This window comes from Bacteroides faecis (genome assembly GCF_020091505.1).
In the GTDB taxonomy this organism is placed as follows: Bacteria; Bacteroidota; Bacteroidia; order Bacteroidales; family Bacteroidaceae; genus Bacteroides; species Bacteroides faecis.
Genome location: NZ_CP081916.1, coordinates 2,940,465 through 2,958,781, shown reverse-complemented (window position 1 = coordinate 2,958,781; position 18,317 = coordinate 2,940,465). Strand labels below are relative to the sequence as shown.

Below are 18,317 nucleotides of genomic sequence, written 5' to 3'. Positions count from 1 at the left end.
ATTAGAGAAACATCGGAGATAAAATCAACCATATTTTATCTCCGATCATTTGTTATTGACTAAAGACCTTTTTATTTCATAAACACAAAGTAGACAGCTGCAATCAGGCAAACGAATGCTGCCAGATGATTCCAGTGCAAAGTCTCTCCTTTAAAGAAAATGGTTGTAAAAACAGTAAAGATAATCAATGTTATCACCTCTTGAATTACTTTCAGCTGCATCAACGAGAATGGGCCACCATTCCCCTCAAATCCGATACGATTCGCAGATATCTGACAAGAATATTCGTTTAACATAACGTACTTGCCCATGACAAGAAAACATATTATATTTGCACCAAATATAATGCAATTACCATGAACCATAAAAAAGCAATAGCCTATATTAGAGTTTCCACAACACACCAAGATGTTGAAAGACAAAGAATAAAGTTTAAGGAATATTGTAAAAACAATAATTTACAGGCTAATGAAGAGATTATTGATTTTGGTATATCTGGTGCAAAATCCGATAGACCTGGCTATTTAAGACTACAAGCGCTTACAGGTAAAGATGCAGATATACTAGTCGTTTCAGAATTATCTCGTCTTAGTAGACAAGAAGAAATATTAGAAACTATAAACATAATCCAAAATATTGTATACAATGGATTATCACTAATTTTCCTAGATGCTCCAAGTAAAGTATATGAAGCTCATTCAACACTAGATATTACAGAATTAATTATATTACTTGTTGGAGCTTTTAGGGCTGCACAAGACCGTAAGGAAATAAAACGTAAAAATCAAGAAGGGAAACAAGCGTTATTAAGTCAAAATCCTTATGCTGTTGTTGATGCTAAAATTCCTTATGGATACAATGCTATTTACAATCCTAATGGAAGTAGACCAAAGAAAATACTTATCGAAAACGAAGAAGAAGTAGCCAATGTTAAGAAGATATTTCAATTAGCTCTTGAGGGTTATTCTTTAGGAAAAATAGCCAAATACTTCAATAATAGAAATATATTATTTAGAGGAAACTTTGTTACAAGGCAATTATTAAGCGTATTAGTTCGCAATATTTTATATAAAGGAATTAGAAGAAGAATTCACAGCTTCGACAGAAAAGACAATCCCAATATTATTGAAAATAAAATCACTCCTATTATTTCTGAAAGTGATTTTGAGCGAGTAAACCAAATGCTCAAAGATAATCATAAATTTTGCTCAACTGGTAATAATTACTTCAATACACTTAGAGGTATTATAAAATGCAGATGCGGAAGAGGAATGATGGTAAAAGACAAAGGTTATGCATCTGGTATAAAGAAAATGGTCTATAGATGTAATGATGTGAGTGCTAAAGACAATCCAATACATTGTCAATACAAAGATGAAATATCATATCAATTTACCAATGAAGTCATATTCAATGTTTTTAAGTACATCCATAATACAGATGAAATATTCATTTTCATGGCTAAAACTGAACAAAAAATATACGAAATAGATGAAGAAATAAAAGGTATTGAACGAAAAATAGAAAATAAAAACATTGAAATAGAAAGTCTAAATAAAGACAATAAAAGATTAATAGAAAGGTATATTCATGCCAAAAGTCAATCCATAGCTAATGCTATACAAGATGAACAATTGACTATAGAAAATAAAATTCACAAATTAGAAGATGAAATATCCCATTGCAATAAAGAGAAAGTAAAACTTATAACAAACAAAGAAAGTCTTATTAATTATATAGATACAGAAGAACTGTCTAGTTTAGGTAATGAAGAAAGAGCAGAATTATTCAAAAAGCATTTAGAGAAAGTTATTTATTTACCAGTTACTTTGATGCAAGGATTCTATATCATTACTTTCAAAAGCAAAATGCAAAGAATTGTGGCTATAAGAAAAACAGCGAAGAGCCCAATAGCGGCTATTCTCCCAGATGGCTATACAGTAGATATGAATACTAAATTAATAACAGAATATTACCAAAGTATACAAACTGGTGGTTGCTCTTATCCTATTTCTTCAAGTTTTAAGCAATTAACAATCCAAGAATATTTTAAAAAATTACCACAGATTGGTAATTTGGGAATATTGGAAATTGATTATTCTTACAGAAAGGGGAAATGAAAAACAAACAATTATCAACGATTGCCAATGAAACATATTCTTCACGAATAATCATTATCAATACTTCCAGTCGTTTTTTTCAGTTTGTGGTACTAGTATTAGGTCACTCCCTAAAAACTTAGTACCTTTGTATCAATATATTACAAATAGTATATAAGATAGCACAGACACAAAAGATACACTATTTTATCATCATTTTTTATTTTAGATTTTTATCGGTTTGACTTAACCGATTGAAGAATAAACTTTTAGCGAATTATTTAAAAAATAGAGGTAACGATTTAGCAACTATACAAATTTCAGCGTTTTGCGTTGCTTCGCTGTCAAATAACTCTTTCATTTGCAAATATAATATCTTTTTTCCGAAAACACGAACTGTCAGCGGCTATTTTACAAAGACACTTGCGAAAAAAGAAAATTATTCGTTCCTTTCACGGGCTGAAATATTAGTGGTATGTTCACGTTATCATTTTGTTACTAGGATTTGTCCGCATTATGGAAGAATCATACCAATCAACCAGACACACGATATTATCTTGTAATAATTGGCAGCTTGTTTTTGTGGTGTAATACTCCGATATAGTTTTATATGTGCAAAGGTTAGGAAGCCCCCAGCGAGCTACCGCCAGAGGCTTGTTGTTAGAAATACACGTTTAGCATAAGATATACATATGCTGTTTTATCTTTTCCGTTTAAATGTTGTAATTCAAACTGGATTTTGTCTTCACGTGCCAACCATCCGATTGCACTGGCTAATTCCTTATCGTCCAATCCAGTACCTTCTTTAACTTCTGTCAGTAACCACTTTTTGTGTGCGTCCGTGCTCAGGAAACGCCATAAAATCCCGGCGTTTTCACCGATAATGTGTTTATCCATACTTGTTGTTTATTAATTGATAAAATAGCTTCAAAATGGATAATGAGAAGCGCTTTTATATTAATAATGGTATGCACTGTAAATATCCCAGCGTTTGTCTTTTATCCTTTTGAGAGGTTATGTTTTTTATAAAACGTCCCAAATTTATAAATATATCTTGTATCTAAGAATGGAATAAAATACTAAATAAAATTTATCCTCCCTATTATTAGTAAAAATTAACAGTTTACATAATCTACATATCAATCTCTTTTCATTCGCCAAATGGGATGACTATCTTAGAGGATATAATTTAGTAATATACAGTTGAAGTACTCCAAGTTCATTTCTTTATTCATAGCTACAAATCTGTATTTGCTTTTGGGTATAAGTCGTAAAGTCCTTTTTCATCTTTTTTTAATTCAAAATTCCCAGATTTTAATTGTTCATTCCATAAATTGAACGTTTCGGAAATGAACTTGTATAAATCTTCTGATATATATATCGCTTCCGTTTTTTATGAGGAAAACCAATTGACCGTTTTGGAATGACAGATGTTTTCTAGCTCTCTCAAGTGCTTTCAAATAGGCTACTTGATTAAAGGCGTATTGCTCATTAAAACCCTCTCCTGTCAACATATCTATAGCAGAATATGACATTTCTCCTTTTGTTTTTAGAAAGGTTGTGTCTGTTATAGAAGCCTTATATTTGTTTGCATCTTCCCACGTTACAAAATTAGTTATTAGTGAGTTACCGACAGCTATGCAAATCGACGCAAAACGCAGAAACAGAACTGTTTAGCAAGAAATCTGCACCCGTTACGGGAGTAATGAGGTGGTAACTGAACTCTTGCGCAGTTTGGCTTTATATTGGCTTTCTGTTGGCTCTGCCCCATAGAAAAACAAAGCGTAACGAACGCTGTATCAGCTAATTCGCTACGCTTTGCCCAAATTTACTTTTTCGCTATGTGTTTATTTTAAATAGTACTATGCAAACGTTCACCTATGAAGAAATCAGAGAAAAAGCACTAAAACAAGGAATTACAGATAATAAGCTAAGGGTTGGCTTATGGGCTAGCTCAAATGGCTATATTAAAAGCAAAAGGAAGATACAAGGAAAAGTATATACGATTTATTTTGCACCACAACATTAATTAGATTCAGATACATCATTTATAAAATAAACCTATGACCTATGATTATCCATATTCCTACAGGACAGCGATTTAATAATCGAAAAGAAGCAAAGATTTACTTTGGTAGTGCTTATTACTACAAGATAGAAAAAGAGAAGAAAGATTTACTATTTATAAACAATATTCAATCCGCTACTAATGAATATTCTACCCAAATTCTGCAAAAGCAGTGCAACCGTAAATTATTCCATTCTAAATAGATTCAAACCTGCATATATTTATAGATTTTTCTGCTTGTCTCTTTCAAGGGATGATTGGTATAATGTGAGGATTACTTTAGATGAATTAAAAAGAACAAGTGGAGATAAATCACTAAGCAGTTTTAATAAGAAATTTAAAGAGTATTTGGACATCAAGCCTTATTTTGTGGACAATGGTTTTTATTATCCAACTAGACGCAATATTTATCATATTCCTGCAATGGAAGAACAATGTATCACTATCTCCAATAAGTTTGCATTAATCAAACTGGATGCAGCAACGAAAGGTTTCTTTATCCAATTACTTCTATTATCCCAATATGGCAATATAGAGCTGATTAAGAAAAATATAATCAAAGCAATCAGAATAGATAAAAAGACTTATGATAAGTATATAATAGAACTTGTTGGCGCTGATTTAGTATCAATTACTACTCCCTTAACTTTACATACTGAAAATATTCTATTGGAAAACGACTTTTCCAAGCAGAAAAAACTACCCACGAAGAAAGTAAATAAAATAGCAGAGATAGACGATAATGGGAATATCATAATTCCCAAGTAAGGGGAAAAAATGTTCTTTATTATATAATATATTAATGTACTACTTTTCCCCTATATATACCTGTTTTGTAGAATAGGATGCAATAAAAGTGATTTTTTCCATGTAAGGCAAAGATGAATGTTGTTGCCAGTATCACAAGTCATTTTTAGCTTTACATAGGTAAGGTGGTGGGGAAAAAGTGTCTAGTAATAATTATATAATATACCACACATTTTCCCCTATTACTAAAGAAATCGAACTTTATATACATATAAAACTAATATTTCAGGGTGGCAGATTGGCTATCCTAGTTTTTAAAGATTAAAAGTTATATATATTATTTTCTAAATTGGAGAGTATAGCATGGAAAATGTCTCCTATAAGACAAAATAAGACCGATATGGGAAGCATAATAAGTAAAGTGTATTACTAGCCAACTGAATACAAAAATAGCCGCAAGCGACTGTACGCCTAAAAACAGTCAAATGCGGCTTTTTTTATTGAACTGCTAAAATCTCCATAAGTACGGAGAATATAGCGGTTCGCAATTTTAAATATGAGAGTTAATTTTCCCAATGGAAGTGTGGGAAAATACAAATATAGCCTGTTTGGTTTATCCAAAATTCAAGGAGTAGAATACTTGGCAAACAGACTGTTCTTGATTTTTATGAATACCCAAAGTTACTCATTATAAATGAAGTAAAAAAATAAACAATTCTCTATTTCTGATATTACTACTTAGTATATCTTTATATGGTAGTATAATACCCTGTTTTCTATTATAGTACATAGTAATACATGAGCACGCAATATAGTACAGGTACTTTATATATAATACCCCTACCCATTAAAAACAGGAGCTTAAATATATATCAGCTTACTTCTCCTATGATTTACTGAATTGAAAGTTATGTGAGCGCGTGAAGAGTACCCTTTTACGCCGCCCTAGGGTAGTTGGAGAGAAATGAAAAATATTTCAATCCACGTAATCAATTTATAAATCATTTAAAATCTTATTCGTTATGAGAAATCTACAAATTATTGGCAATGTGCCACAGGTAAGAAGAGAAAGTAACTTTGGTTTGTATGCAGAAGAGGCAACAGTTATCGAAGAACAGCCAAAAGTAAAGAAAGAGAATCCTCATTTCTTGGAAGCTAATACAATGGAAGTAACAATGCAACATTTGAAAGAAGATTGTATTACACCCGTATTTGCCAAAGATAATGAGCTTACAATTCCTCACCCTGCATTTATTGATACTGTTTATGATGCTGCAAATACGTTTTTCAGTGGTGAAAGTATTGATAAGCCCGATATTCGTGTAAGTCACATTATTAAAGGGAGAATACCAGAGGCAATACATAAACCTGCAAATCAACTTCTTGAAAGTGATAAGACTATCTACTACGAAAGATGTGCTTTTATTATTCAGATTCCTACGATTTACGAAACGGTGAACGGGAATAAGCTAACTCTTACTATTGGTGGTGTGAGAGCTTATAATCACACAAATCTGTATTCAAAGAAAGGAGCAGAGCGATTTAAAGTATTTATAGGCTTCATTTGTAAGGTTTGCACAAACTTGTGTGTGTCAACAGACGGTTTTCTTAGTTGTTTGGAAGTTACTAATACAAGGGATTTATATCAAGCCGTATTAGAGATGTTCAACAAATACGACACAGCCAAACACATACACTTAATGCAAACACTTGGTAACTCATATCTCACAGAACATCAATTTTGCCAATTACTTGGGAGAATGAGACTTTATCAATCATTGCCACAAGGTTATCAGAAAGATATTCCTAAAATGCTTATTACTGATTCGCAAATAAATGCAGTTGCAAAAGCATATATCAATGATGAAAATTTTGGGAGCTTGGGTAATGATATAAGTATGTGGAAATTGTACAATTTATTGACAGGAGCAAACAAGAGCAGTTATATAGATAGCTTCTTGGATAGAGCGGTAAATGCTACTGAAATAGCAACAGGAATAAATGCCGCTTTGCATGGAGACACTAAATATAAGTGGTTTATTGATTGATTAAACAGGGGAATATTCAGTAATGGGTATTCTCCTATTTTATTAACTACGTAAAATAAAGAATCATGTTTTATTATAAGATACTCGTTTGGCTCTTTTGGGTGGTATTGTCTTTTATAACAGGTTGTGTTCCGTTAATCCTACTTATTCTTTTAGTTGGTTTATGGGATGTTGAGGAAGCGAATAAACGTCACTAACTACTTGTGTATTCAAAACTGGAATGTGTTCAAATAAATCTGCAAAGGTGGTTTGAACACATTCTTTCATGTTATCAATTTAATCAAAGAATAAAATGAAAACAGCCGTAATATATGCTCGTGTTTCGTCAAGTAATGACAGACAGGACACGAGTAGACAAATAGAGGATTTAAAGAAATATGCTATCTCACAGGATATAGAAATAGTAAACATATTCCAAGAGCATATTTCAGGTGCAAAGAAGATAGAGGAAAGACAGGTTTTAGGGGAATGTCTGGAATACTGTAAACATGAATCTGTGAATATCCTACTTTTATCTGAATTGTCAAGATTGGGAAGAAGTACATTACAGGTTCTTCGCTCTTTGGATATATTGCATGAATCGAAAGTATCGGTTTACATACAGAACTTGGGCTTATATACTTTGCAACCAAATGGGGAAGTTAATCCAATAGAGTCTATCATGGTGACAGTACTTGCAGAAATGGCAAATATCGAAAGAAGCAATATCCAATATCGTTTGAATAGTGGTAGAGCGAATTATATTGCTAAAGGTGGCAAACTTGGTAGAAAGACAGGTTCAACCAAAACGGATGATAAGAAAAAAGAAGAATACAAAGAAGTCATTGCTTTACTAAGAAAAGGCTATTCAATCAGAAATATAGCTAAGCTACAAAGTATTGGTATTTCCACCGTTCAACGGATAAAAAATCAGTTTATAAAGCCATAAGCATAAAGTATCGGTGGGGTGGAAAATTTCAGAAATCTAGTTTTTATATGGGCAGTCTTGAATTTTTCCACTACCATAGATTTACAAAGCAGAGATTGCTCTCAACTTTTAATAAACAATAGTTCTTGCTATTACAAACGCTTTTCGTAACTTTGTGGCAATTTCAGATACCTAATGTGTTGGGACTGAAAGGACATATTAGTTAACGAAGAGCGTTTAAGATATTATCTCATATTGGAATCTGGACAATTTCGAAGGTTGAAGATAATGGGCAAGAACGCTCACGTCAATGTTATATACCTATCTTGTTAAGATAGTCTATATATCGTTTGGCGTGGGCTATTGTTTATTATTCAACCTTGGGCAGTCCAGAGCCTCAATATGATAATATTCAATAGTTTCCACGCCTTTCAATTTTTAATAGTATCTGAAGGAAACAGGGTACATAAAACGATATATAACTACGAATCAGACATTAGAAAACAACTTTTGCTACTATCTTTCAAGTAGCCAACTCATTTTTTGAGCAGCTTATACTACAAATTAAATTATTAACAAAAAGATTATTTACAGAATATGAAAACATTTAGATTTTTTGCGACTTTATTAATTATTACTTTATGTGCTGGTTTTACTTCTTGTAGCGATGATGATGATGAAAATGAAAGTAATTCTCCATTGGTAGGTACGTGGATAATGACGAAATCTATAAAAGATGGTCATACATGTATTCCTGGACAAAATGGATTTGACAGCGGATTAGGGCTTGTTTTTTCAGCTAATGGTACATTCTATAATTTAGTGGAAAATGAAAAAGCAGAAGATGGTAAGTACTCCTATGATGAGAAGGGGAATACTTTAACGCTTATATACACAGATGATGAAACATTATTCTGTTCTGTTAAGTCATTTAGCGAATCTGCTCTTATCATTTCATATACAGAAGGTTCATCTGCTCGTGAAGATTATTTTGTTAAGCAGTAAATAACCTGTTGGTTTATTGGAAAACAGCATTTGAAGAAATTCATTTGCTGTTTTTTTATCCTTAATCTTGTTATATTGTCAATAATATGTATTTTTGCACCCCGAAATATGCGCTCTTTGAAATGCTTAACTTTAAAAACAAAGGTCACTAGCAGCAACGCTTTATTGTGTCAAAAGCACTTTAAATGTTATCCATTGGGGTAACTCGTGACCTGTAACCTTTTTAAGACAGAGACACAACGTCTATTTTTTATTAAATAAAATTCCTATATGATTATATCTAAATTAAAAGATATTAAAAATGAGGGTGTTAACGTTTGTTTCATTCAAGGAAACAGACAAGTGTCTAATAAAAATGTAAAGTCTAAGACTACATCCATTAAAGAATATGGTATACTTGTACCATTGATGTATGTTAAAGGCACAAAAGCTGTTGAAGACGGTTGCTCATTAATGACAAGTAAAGGGGATGCTATTCCTAGTGAAGAAGCTGACAAATATATTGTTATTGTTGACGGGCAACATAGATATACAGCAGCAATAGAGAATGGTGTTTCTGATGAAGAAATATATCTTTTTGAAAGCTATGCTAAAGCTTCAACAAAAGAGTTGTTAGCAGAAGCAAATGTTGAAGTAGAAAGGTGGAAAGGTGAGGATTATATTGCAGGTGCTACTTTGGCTAAGCCAGAGGATGAACTTTTGCAATTTGCAAACTCCTTATCTTTAAGAGGATTTCCGATTAGTACAATTAGCCTTATTTTATGTTGGGATAAGCACAAGTTTACCTCAAAAAAATTAAGTAAGCTAATGAAAGGTGAAACTGTAAATATAGAGTATAAGCTTGAAAGAGCTAATGCTTTTTTGGATGCTATGTCTAATTTTACAGATAAATTTGTTGCTAAGAACTATGCTATTAATGTCGTTATAGACTTATCAAGTGAAATGGGTTACAAGCCTGTTTGTGAAGCATTGTCTAAAATTTCAAGAGCTACTATACAAAGAATCGAAGGGATGACTGGAGAGGAAAATGTAAAAAACTTCTTGAAGGATGCAATAAATAAAGAGTTAGGTAAGCAAAAGTTTAATCATTTAAAACCATAGGTTATGTAACCAAAGTTTAAAAGCGCATATTTCATAGCCGATTATCAGAAATGGTAATCGGCTTTTTCATGAAATTATTTCAAGAAAACGAAATAAACAGCCAATATTAAACATATACATGCTGCAAAATGATTCCAATGCAATGTTTCTCCTTTAAAAAGAACCATAGTAAATACTGTAAATATCATAAGAGTAATTACTTCTTGAATAACCTTTAATTGCATTAAAGAAAATGGTCCCCCATTACCAACAAAGCCAATACGATTTGCCGGTATTTGACAAGCATATTCTGCAAGTGCTATACTCCAAGAAAATAATATAACGGCATAAAGAGACCAATTAGATATAACTTTCATTTCTTGTAGTTTCAAATGACCATACCAAGCAAAGGTCATAAAAACATTAGACACAATGAGCAATAATATTGTATAAACAGCTTTCATATATATTTTTTATTTACATAAGGATATTGAAATCTTGAATCTATTTTCTCATGGGTATTTTCGACAATTTATATTCAAAGAAAGCAATTGCCCAACTAAAGGTAATCACACCTATCAGTGGAAGAGCTGCAAACCAAGAATACTCCTGCTTCATCTTTAGATGACCATACCAGGCGAAGGTCATAAAGACATTGGATACAATGAGTAATAAAATTGTATAGAAACCTTTCATCTTATTATATTAATTGGGTAATTATCATTCTATTTTATCCGGTAATAATTCTTCTTGCACATTTGTCATGCTCCCCCATAAGCTGTAGCGAGCTTCCGGATTCATCGCTTCCAACTGCCGCAGAATACCTTTCATATCGCTTCGGCTGGACTGTGATTCATATGGACAGTTCTTCACTTGCTTCCGATAGTCATGCAACATAGCCAACTCAACCAAATCAGCCTCATGCACCATACACATCGGTCGGATAATTGTCATATCAAATTTCTTCATAACCAACCGGGGAGGCATTGTACTGAAAGCTCCCTGATAAGTAATGTTCATCAACAATGTTTCCAGAATATCATCCATATGATGTCCTAAGGCAATCTTATTGCACCCTCGCTCCTTGGCAACCGTAAACAAAGCTTTCCGTCGATTCCAGGAACAAAGAAAACAGGGAGACTTACGTGTATCCGTAGCAGGATCAAAAGAGGTTTCGTACTGTACGAAAGGCACTCCAAAAGATTCACAATATGTCTTCAGATATTCGATATCACTCTGATAAGGAATATTCTTCATCACCACATGGACAGCTATCACGGAAAAACGAGGTTTGTAAATACGCGCCCGCTTGCCCAACAACTCGACAAGTGCCAACGAATCTTTCCCTCCCGACAGTCCGATAAGGATTTTGTCCCCTTCTTCTATCAGTCCATACTGCACCACTCCTTTATTGAATCGCCGTTCAATACGGCGGATCGTCTTCTCTTCTTCCGTAAATTGTGTCATATCTTCAAAAATCGGCTGCAAAAGTAAGCGAAAAGAATGATTTAAAGAAGAATTAACATAATAGAATCTCTGAAAAAGGGTTTATTTCTAATAAATTTGTACTTTTGAACAATTGATGCATGGATTATTGAATAAAACAATGAAAAGAAAATATATTCTATTTTTAATTTGCAGCTTCTTCCTTGGCGGAGCATCTGCACAAACATTGGAACAGGCACGCGCCTTATTCACAAAAGGCGACTATGAACAAGCCAAACCTGTATTTCAGAAATATGCCAAATCTCAACCGTCCAATGGCAACTACAGCTATTGGTATGGTGTCTGCTGCCTGAAAACCGGCGAGCCGGAAGAGGCAGTCAAGTATCTTGAGACTGCCGTAAAAAGACGGGTAGCCGGTGGACAACTGTATCTGGGACAAGCCTACAACGATACGTACCGCTTCGAAGATGCAGTCAACTGTTTCGAGGAATATATTGCCGACCTCACTAAACGCAAAAGATCGACAGAAGAGGCCGAAGCTCTGCTGGAGAAAAGCAAAGCCGATCTGCGTATGCTCAAAGGAGTAGAGGATGTTTGTATCATCGACAGCTTTGTGGTAGACAAGGCAAACTTCCTGAGTGCGTACAAAATCAGCGAAGAGTCGGGCAAGTTGTTCATGTTTAATGAGTTTTTCCAGACTGAAGGAGATCATCCGGGAACAGTTTATGAAACAGAAATCGGAAATAAAATCTATTATAGTGAAAAGGGAGAAAGAGGAAATCTGGACATTTTCTCCAAAAACAAATTGCTGAATGAATGGAGCAACGGACGTCCGTTACCCGGTAGCATCAACGAGTCCGGAAATGCCAACTACCCGTTTGTACTGTCGGACGGTGTTACCATCTATTATGCAACTGATGGTGAAGGATTAGGAGGGTACGACATCTTTGTCACTCGCTATAACACAAATACAGATTCGTATTTAACACCGGAAAATGTAGGAATGCCATTCAATTCTCCTTACAACGATTACATGTACGTCATCGACGAATACAATAATCTAGGTTGGTTTGCCTCCGATCGTTTCCAACCCGAAGAAAAAGTCTGCATCTATGTATTCATTCCCAATTCATCCAAACAGACTTATAACTATGAAGCGATGGACCCGCAGCAAATGATCCGTCTGGCACAGATTCATTCGCTAAAAGAAACATGGAAAGATGAAAATACAGTTGCAGAAGCATTGCAGCGTCTGAAAGAAGCAATCAATCATAAACCGCAGGAACGCCGTGTAGTTGACTTCGAATTTGTCATTGATGACAACACAACTTATTACCTCCTGAGTGACTTCCAATCTCCTAAAGCCAAACAACTTTTCCAAAGTTACCGGCAACTGGAAAAAGATTATCTGCAACAGGAAGATAAGCTGGATGGCCTCCGTCAACAGTACGCAACTGCCAACCAACAAGGAAAAGAAAAACTGGCTCCCGCTATACTCGATCTGGAAAAAAGGATTCTGCAAATGAATGTAGAGCTGGATGCTCTCGGAGTGAGTGTGCGCAATGCTGAAAAAACAAAATCAAAATAATACAGAGTTATGGACATACTAATTATCGCCGTTCTCATTATTGCTGCAGTGATACTATTTTTAGTGGAACTGTTTGTCATACCCGGAATCAGCCTCGCCGGTATTTCGGCATTGGCTTGCATCCTCTATGCTAACTACTATGCATTTGCCAATATGGGCATGGCGGGAGGATTCGTTACTCTGGGAATATCAGCTCTTGCCTGCATCGGGTCACTGATCTGGTTCATGCGTTCGAAAATGCTGGATAAGCTGGCTTTGAAAAAAGATATCGATTCGAAGGTAGACCGGAGTGCGGAAGAAAGTGTAAAGGTAGGCGATAAAGGTATCAGCACTACCCGTCTGGCCCAAATCGGTTATGCTGAGATCAACGGTAATATCGTGGAAGTAAGATCCATCGATGGTTTCCTTAATGAGAAAACACCGATTATCGTAAGCCGCATTACCGATGGCACCATTCTGGTTGAGAAACACAAAATATAATATTCACTTAATATAATTATCAATGGAAACATCTTTGTACTTACCTATCGTTCTGATTGTTGGAGGTATTATTTTCCTAATACTATTTTTCCATTATGTGCCGTTCTTCCTTTGGTTGTCGGCTAAAGTATCAGGCGTTAACATCTCGTTGATTCAACTCTTCCTGATGCGTATCCGTAATGTTCCGCCGTATATCATTGTCCCGGGCATGATTGAAGCTCACAAAGCCGGACTGAAAAACATCACCCGCGATGAATTGGAAGCCCACTACCTTGCCGGAGGACATGTAGAAAAAGTTGTTCATGCGCTAGTATCCGCATCGAAAGCAAACATCGAACTGTCTTTCCAGATGGCAACTGCCATTGACCTTGCCGGACGTGATGTGTTTGAAGCTGTTCAGATGTCTGTAAACCCGAAAGTGATTGATACTCCTCCTGTTACTGCGGTAGCCAAAGATGGTATCCAGCTGATAGCAAAAGCTCGTGTAACGGTACGTGCCAGCATCAAGCAGCTGGTCGGTGGTGCCGGAGAAGATACAATTCTCGCCCGTGTAGGTGAAGGTATCGTTTCTTCCATCGGTTCTTCCGAAAACCATAAGTCTGTACTCGAGAATCCGGATTCTATCTCTAAACTTGTACTTCGTAAGGGATTGGATGCAGGGACCGCTTTTGAAATTCTGTCTATTGATATCGCGGATATCGATATAGGTAAAAACATTGGTGCAGCTTTGCAGATTGACCAGGCTAATGCAGACAAAAACATCGCACAGGCTAAAGCAGAAGAACGTCGTGCAATGGCTGTCGCTTCCGAACAAGAAATGAAAGCTAAGGCACAGGAAGCACGTGCCAAAGTAATCGAAGCGGAAGCGGAAGTACCTAAGGCAATGGCAGAAGCCTTCCGTAACGGCAATCTGGGTATAATGGATTATTACCGTATGAAAAATATCGAAGCCGACACTTCAATGCGCGAAAACATTGCCAAACCAACGGCTGGTGGTGCCACCAACCAGCCGTTGAGTAAATAGTCTACCAAACGCCGGAACCCGATTCCTATTCAGTTCATCAGCGTATCTTCTCTTTGACAAACTTGCAAAAGAAAAGAAAGATACCTCTTCCGAACTAAAATCCGGTTCCGGCGTTTCTATTTATATACGACTTATTGTAAAACTAAAACCGTTCAATAACATGAAAAAGTACTTTCCATCCTCTGAACTGATTATCAACGAAGACGGCTCGGTATTCCATCTTCACGTAAAGCCTGAATGGCTGGCAGATAAAGTGATCCTTGTAGGAGATCCCGGACGTGTAGCACTCGTAGCTTCTCACTTTGAAAACAAAGAATGCGAAGTGGAAAGCCGCGAATTCAAAACAATCACGGGTACATATAAAGGTAAACGAATCACAGTGGTTTCTACCGGAATTGGTTGCGATAATATCGACATCGTTATGAACGAACTGGATGCGCTTGCCAACATCGACTTCGAGACACGGGAAGAAAAAGAAAAGTTCCGCCAACTGGAGTTAGTACGTATCGGTACATGTGGCGGATTACAGCCAAATACTCCGGTAGGCACCTTCGTCTGCTCACAGAAATCTATCGGTTTCGACGGATTATTGAATTTCTATGCCGGACGTAATGCGGTATGCGATCTTCCTTTCGAACGTGCTTTCCTTAATCACATGGGCTGGTCGGGAAATATGTGTGCCCCTGCGCCTTATGTTATCGATGCCAGTGAAGAACTGATTGACCGGATCGCTAAAAAAGATATGGTACGCGGTGTAACTATCGCTGCAGGAGGCTTCTTTGGACCGCAAGGACGTGAACTCCGCATTCCATTAGCAGACCCGAAACAAAATGATAAGATTGAAGCATTTGAATATAAAGGCTTTAAGATTACCAACTTCGAAATGGAGAGTTCGGCACTTGCAGGACTTAGCCGACTGATGGGACATAAGGCGATGACCGTCTGTATGGTGATAGCCAACCGACTAATCAAAGAGGCTAATACCGGATATAAGAATACGATCGATACACTGATTCAGACTGTGCTCGATAGGATATAGGATAATATCAATTACAATGTAAGACCTTCACTAAAACCATTAATGATCCTTTAGTGAAGGTCTTTTTATTGATTCATATATAAAGTTTCAAATAAGAGGAATATTTTAGCCTTTGGTGCGATGAGGAACAAAGGTAAAGAATCTTTTAAAGTAATCTCTCAAAGATTCATTGCACACATAGATATAAGTTCCGTACATACCTCTTTCCAAAAGAGTAGCATAAATATTCTTTATATAATTACGCAATATTTTTTCATCCACCTTTTCTTTGCCTTTGGCATCTTGATACATATCCTTAGATACAGTAATAATATTATTTATAGGATCATAGTCTATCTCCCAACCTATTATCACACCTGCATAATTTAAATCATACCCCTGCGTCGTATGTATACAGCCTATCTCATTAATTGAATTTTCTGAGTTTATCCAGTCTCTTTGGGTAGTATTCCAAATGTACTTATGCGCATTATTTACCTCGTATTTGTTTTCTATCTCAATATCATATAATCCTTCTTTTTGAATTTTAGACAGTTTCATTTTGTGCGTCTTCCAAGGCCAGGCATACCCCGCCATATTCCGACAGAGCCCCATTTTATTATTTTTTTCTTTAATTGCAGATACCATGTCTTCAACATCCTCAAACAACAGTAGTTCATAGGATGAACCAAAAGTGAGCATTTCTTCTTGTTGACACTCCAATATATTGTTAATATATTCTATGTAATCATTTCCACCCTTACACCTCATCTGAGAAGTAAGCTTATAGTTCCGGGTATCCTCTTGCTGAGACAATGAGAAAAATCTTAGTGCTTCCACATCAGAAGGCTTCACCGATTGTCTGGAATCATAAAAGAATAGCTGATACCGGCTTTTTTTCAGTATCCAGTCCAATTCCGTCGCTTCTTCATCTAACTCTAATGTCTTGTTAGCTTTATCATACGATCCATAATTAAATAATGCACGACGACGCCTCAAACGATGTGATTCATCAACAATCAGAAGATCATATAAACCTTCACCCGAGTTGGCAACATCTTCGGGGCTAAGTACCATTTTAGAATCAAGTCCCTGTATTCCATCAAAAACTTTTTTCAATGTCTCACGAAAACTTTGTGTAGGAACTACATACCCAACTCTTAAGTTCGGGCTCAAATGGCCAATTATATAACTAAGATTCTCATCCAATGCTTCTTCTTCCGCAGTCCATGCAGGTGAACTCTTTGCATCAATCAACAGCTTCAGCAAATAAATTCCAAGAATAGACTTACCGGTACCTGCCCCTCCATCAATTATAAAAGAACGGGATTGATTATTATTCCCTAAATCATATTTCAGATCGGTAAGAATTTGCACAGCAACATTAAATTGGTCCAAATTCAAAATCTTATATGGAGAATATTTAAATAAGTCTTGATTCTCAAGAAGAGTAATTCCATGCCTGACAACACCTTCATCCTGAAGAAGCTGCCAAATGTGTCTGAACTCTCTCTGATATTCATCACGCAAATAATAGTTATGAACATGCTGGCCACCATTGCCATTCTGGAGTCTATATTTACCATCAGCTACAATATATCCGATAAGAAACGCTTCAAGATCCAGGATTACAGATTTATTAAAGACTTTATTAAAGATAATATATATGTTTTTCAAAGCTCTGCGTTCGGTATTATTCCAATGATCACAAATCCTGGTACATATATTTGTAGACTCTCCTATATAGGCTTGTCCCTTTTCGTCATCCTCGATAATATATACAACAGGCCATCTATCTTTGAAGGCAGCTTTTACTTTAGAAAAATGTTCCTTCTCAAAGGTACATTTTAAGATTTGAGTTTCTTGTTTGAATATCATAGTTCAGAATATCATTAAGTATTTCTTCTTTGTTTCATTTTGTGTTACAATACCGACACAATGCAAATATCGGAAAATAAAATAAGAAATGACTTGAACCATACGTCAAAATGTATGCCTCAAGCCATTATTTTTACTTGTTAACTCAAATTTTACACAAGCAAATTTATATAACGATTAATCTCTTAATCAATAGCCAATTGTAAATCTCTCCTGATGATGTTTGGGATGTTCCAGCTCGTCAATCATCGCAGCCGCATAGTCTTCTACAGAAATATGGCTGTTACCCACGATGTCCACAATCATATCATCTTTGCCCAAACGATAACGTCCGGTGCGCACTCCCGGTCTCATATCTGCTGCCGGAGAGAAAAAGACCCAGTCTATCTCTTTCTCCTTCATCAGGAAGTTCAAATAAAATTCTCCTAAAGCTTTAACTCCGGGCAGGATATTTTCAGGAACTTCACCCGAATCCATCAGTCGCAATCCCGGCGCAATAAACAGTGATCCGGCACCACCCACCATCAGAAAGCGATTCACCCCTGCTTTCTTCACTCCATCAATGATAGTCAGATACACTTTGATGGTTTCGTCATATATATCAGGATTATTCCATCCCGGATTGAATGCACTGATTACAGCATCGGCTCCTTTACAAACTTCGCATACTTCATCGAGTGAAGAGACATCCGCTTTCTTTACTTTCAGATGCTCGTTCTCTATCTTTATTTTTTCGGGATGACGAACTACGGCTGTCACTTCAAAGCCACGATTCAACGCCTCATTCAACAGAGCAGAACCAACAAAGCCGCTAGCCCCTATGAGGACTATCTTTTTCACTTTCTCCATATTCCAACAAAAATTAGATTGTTATTATTACTTTAATAACAATCTAACTTTCAGAATGTTGGTTTCCTTTTAGAAAATTA

The 18,317-nt window shown here is 35.7% G+C and carries 18 protein-coding genes; 11 read left to right on the top strand and 7 right to left on the bottom strand.

Translation table 11 applies throughout. From position 1 onward, the window contains the following. Positions 1-71: 71 nt before the first annotated feature. Positions 72-365 carry a DMT family protein gene (locus K6V30_RS11330; RefSeq protein WP_259021332.1) on the bottom strand — a complete coding sequence of 98 codons (294 nt, stop codon included), beginning with the start codon at positions 363-365 and terminating at the stop codon, positions 72-74. Here K6V30_RS11330 and K6V30_RS11325 point away from each other — a divergent pair. Continuing rightward, positions 357-2,120: a recombinase family protein gene (locus K6V30_RS11325; RefSeq protein ID WP_055271376.1), complete on the top strand. Its 1,764-nt coding sequence runs from the start codon at positions 357-359 to the stop codon at positions 2,118-2,120. The two genes, K6V30_RS11330 and K6V30_RS11325, sit on opposite strands and share 9 nt — an antisense overlap. Positions 2,121-2,759: 639 nt before the next feature. On the opposite strand, the gene K6V30_RS11320 is transcribed toward K6V30_RS11325, so the two are convergent. Continuing rightward, on the bottom strand, positions 2,760-2,996 hold the full coding sequence (locus K6V30_RS11320) for a winged helix-turn-helix domain-containing protein (protein ID WP_010536798.1): 237 nt from the start codon (positions 2,994-2,996) through the stop codon (positions 2,760-2,762). A 1,173-nt stretch (positions 2,997-4,169) separates the two neighbouring features. Here K6V30_RS11320 and K6V30_RS11315 point away from each other — a divergent pair. The 6 genes from K6V30_RS11315 to K6V30_RS11290 all read left to right on the top strand — a co-directional run bounded on the left by K6V30_RS11315 (position 4,170) and on the right by K6V30_RS11290 (position 9,975). Further along, complete coding sequence (locus K6V30_RS11315) at positions 4,170-4,370, top strand: hypothetical protein (RefSeq protein ID WP_081030954.1); 201 nt, start codon at positions 4,170-4,172, stop codon at positions 4,368-4,370. Beyond that, on the top strand, positions 4,309-4,935 hold the full coding sequence (locus tag K6V30_RS11310) for a hypothetical protein (protein WP_055271374.1): 627 nt from the start codon (positions 4,309-4,311) through the stop codon (positions 4,933-4,935). Before K6V30_RS11315 ends, K6V30_RS11310 begins: the two co-directional genes overlap by 62 nt. 1,001 nt (positions 4,936-5,936) lie before the next feature. Beyond that, positions 5,937-6,962: a DUF3871 family protein gene (locus tag K6V30_RS11305; protein ID WP_055271372.1), complete on the top strand. Its 1,026-nt coding sequence runs from the start codon at positions 5,937-5,939 to the stop codon at positions 6,960-6,962. Positions 6,963-7,254: 292 nt separating this feature from the next. Next, positions 7,255-7,890, top strand: a complete 636-nt coding sequence (locus K6V30_RS11300) for a recombinase family protein (RefSeq protein WP_224207291.1) — start codon at positions 7,255-7,257, stop codon at positions 7,888-7,890. Between the two features lie 576 nt (positions 7,891-8,466). Then, positions 8,467-8,874 carry a lipocalin family protein gene (locus K6V30_RS11295; protein ID WP_055271367.1) on the top strand — a complete coding sequence of 136 codons (408 nt, stop codon included), beginning with the start codon at positions 8,467-8,469 and terminating at the stop codon, positions 8,872-8,874. Between the two features lie 270 nt (positions 8,875-9,144). Continuing rightward, on the top strand, positions 9,145-9,975 hold the full coding sequence (locus K6V30_RS11290; protein ID WP_055271365.1) for a ParB/Srx family N-terminal domain-containing protein: 831 nt from the start codon (positions 9,145-9,147) through the stop codon (positions 9,973-9,975). 74 nt (positions 9,976-10,049) lie between these two features. Here K6V30_RS11290 and K6V30_RS11285 read toward each other — a convergent pair whose 3' ends face one another. From K6V30_RS11285 to K6V30_RS11275, 3 genes are read right to left on the bottom strand one after another with little or no spacing between them, the layout of a single operon-like run. Next, on the bottom strand, positions 10,050-10,418 hold the full coding sequence (locus K6V30_RS11285) for a DMT family protein (protein WP_008021199.1): 369 nt from the start codon (positions 10,416-10,418) through the stop codon (positions 10,050-10,052). A gap of 40 nt (positions 10,419-10,458) precedes the next feature. Further along, on the bottom strand, positions 10,459-10,650 hold the full coding sequence (locus K6V30_RS11280; RefSeq protein ID WP_055271363.1) for a DMT family protein: 192 nt from the start codon (positions 10,648-10,650) through the stop codon (positions 10,459-10,461). A gap of 24 nt (positions 10,651-10,674) precedes the next feature. Further along, complete coding sequence (locus tag K6V30_RS11275) at positions 10,675-11,421, bottom strand: PP-loop family protein (protein WP_029425389.1); 747 nt, start codon at positions 11,419-11,421, stop codon at positions 10,675-10,677. A 139-nt stretch (positions 11,422-11,560) separates the two neighbouring features. Here K6V30_RS11275 and K6V30_RS11270 point away from each other — a divergent pair, with 139 nt between their 5' ends. The 4 genes from K6V30_RS11270 (at position 11,561) to K6V30_RS11255 (ending at position 15,531) form a co-directional block, all read left to right on the top strand. Next, positions 11,561-12,988, top strand: coding sequence for a tetratricopeptide repeat protein (locus K6V30_RS11270; RefSeq protein ID WP_055271386.1), 1,428 nt, complete (start codon positions 11,561-11,563; stop codon positions 12,986-12,988). A 9-nt stretch (positions 12,989-12,997) separates the two neighbouring features. Further along, on the top strand, positions 12,998-13,468 hold the full coding sequence (locus tag K6V30_RS11265; protein ID WP_010537120.1) for an NfeD family protein: 471 nt from the start codon (positions 12,998-13,000) through the stop codon (positions 13,466-13,468). Between the two features lie 22 nt (positions 13,469-13,490). After that, entirely contained in the window at positions 13,491-14,492 is a 1,002-nt protein-coding gene (gene floA / locus K6V30_RS11260; RefSeq protein ID WP_029425387.1) for a flotillin-like protein FloA, read from the top strand. A 160-nt stretch (positions 14,493-14,652) separates the two neighbouring features. After that, positions 14,653-15,531, top strand: coding sequence for a nucleoside phosphorylase (locus K6V30_RS11255; protein ID WP_010537118.1), 879 nt, complete (start codon positions 14,653-14,655; stop codon positions 15,529-15,531). A gap of 105 nt (positions 15,532-15,636) precedes the next feature. Here K6V30_RS11255 and K6V30_RS11250 read toward each other — a convergent pair whose 3' ends face one another. Then, positions 15,637-17,388 (bottom strand): DUF2075 domain-containing protein, encoded by a 1,752-nt coding sequence (locus tag K6V30_RS11250; RefSeq protein WP_055271361.1) that lies wholly within the window; start codon positions 17,386-17,388, stop codon positions 15,637-15,639. 189 nt (positions 17,389-17,577) lie between these two features. Then, entirely contained in the window at positions 17,578-18,237 is a 660-nt protein-coding gene (locus tag K6V30_RS11245; RefSeq protein WP_008764706.1) for an NAD(P)-dependent oxidoreductase, read from the bottom strand. Between the last annotated feature and the right edge of the window lie 80 nt (positions 18,238-18,317).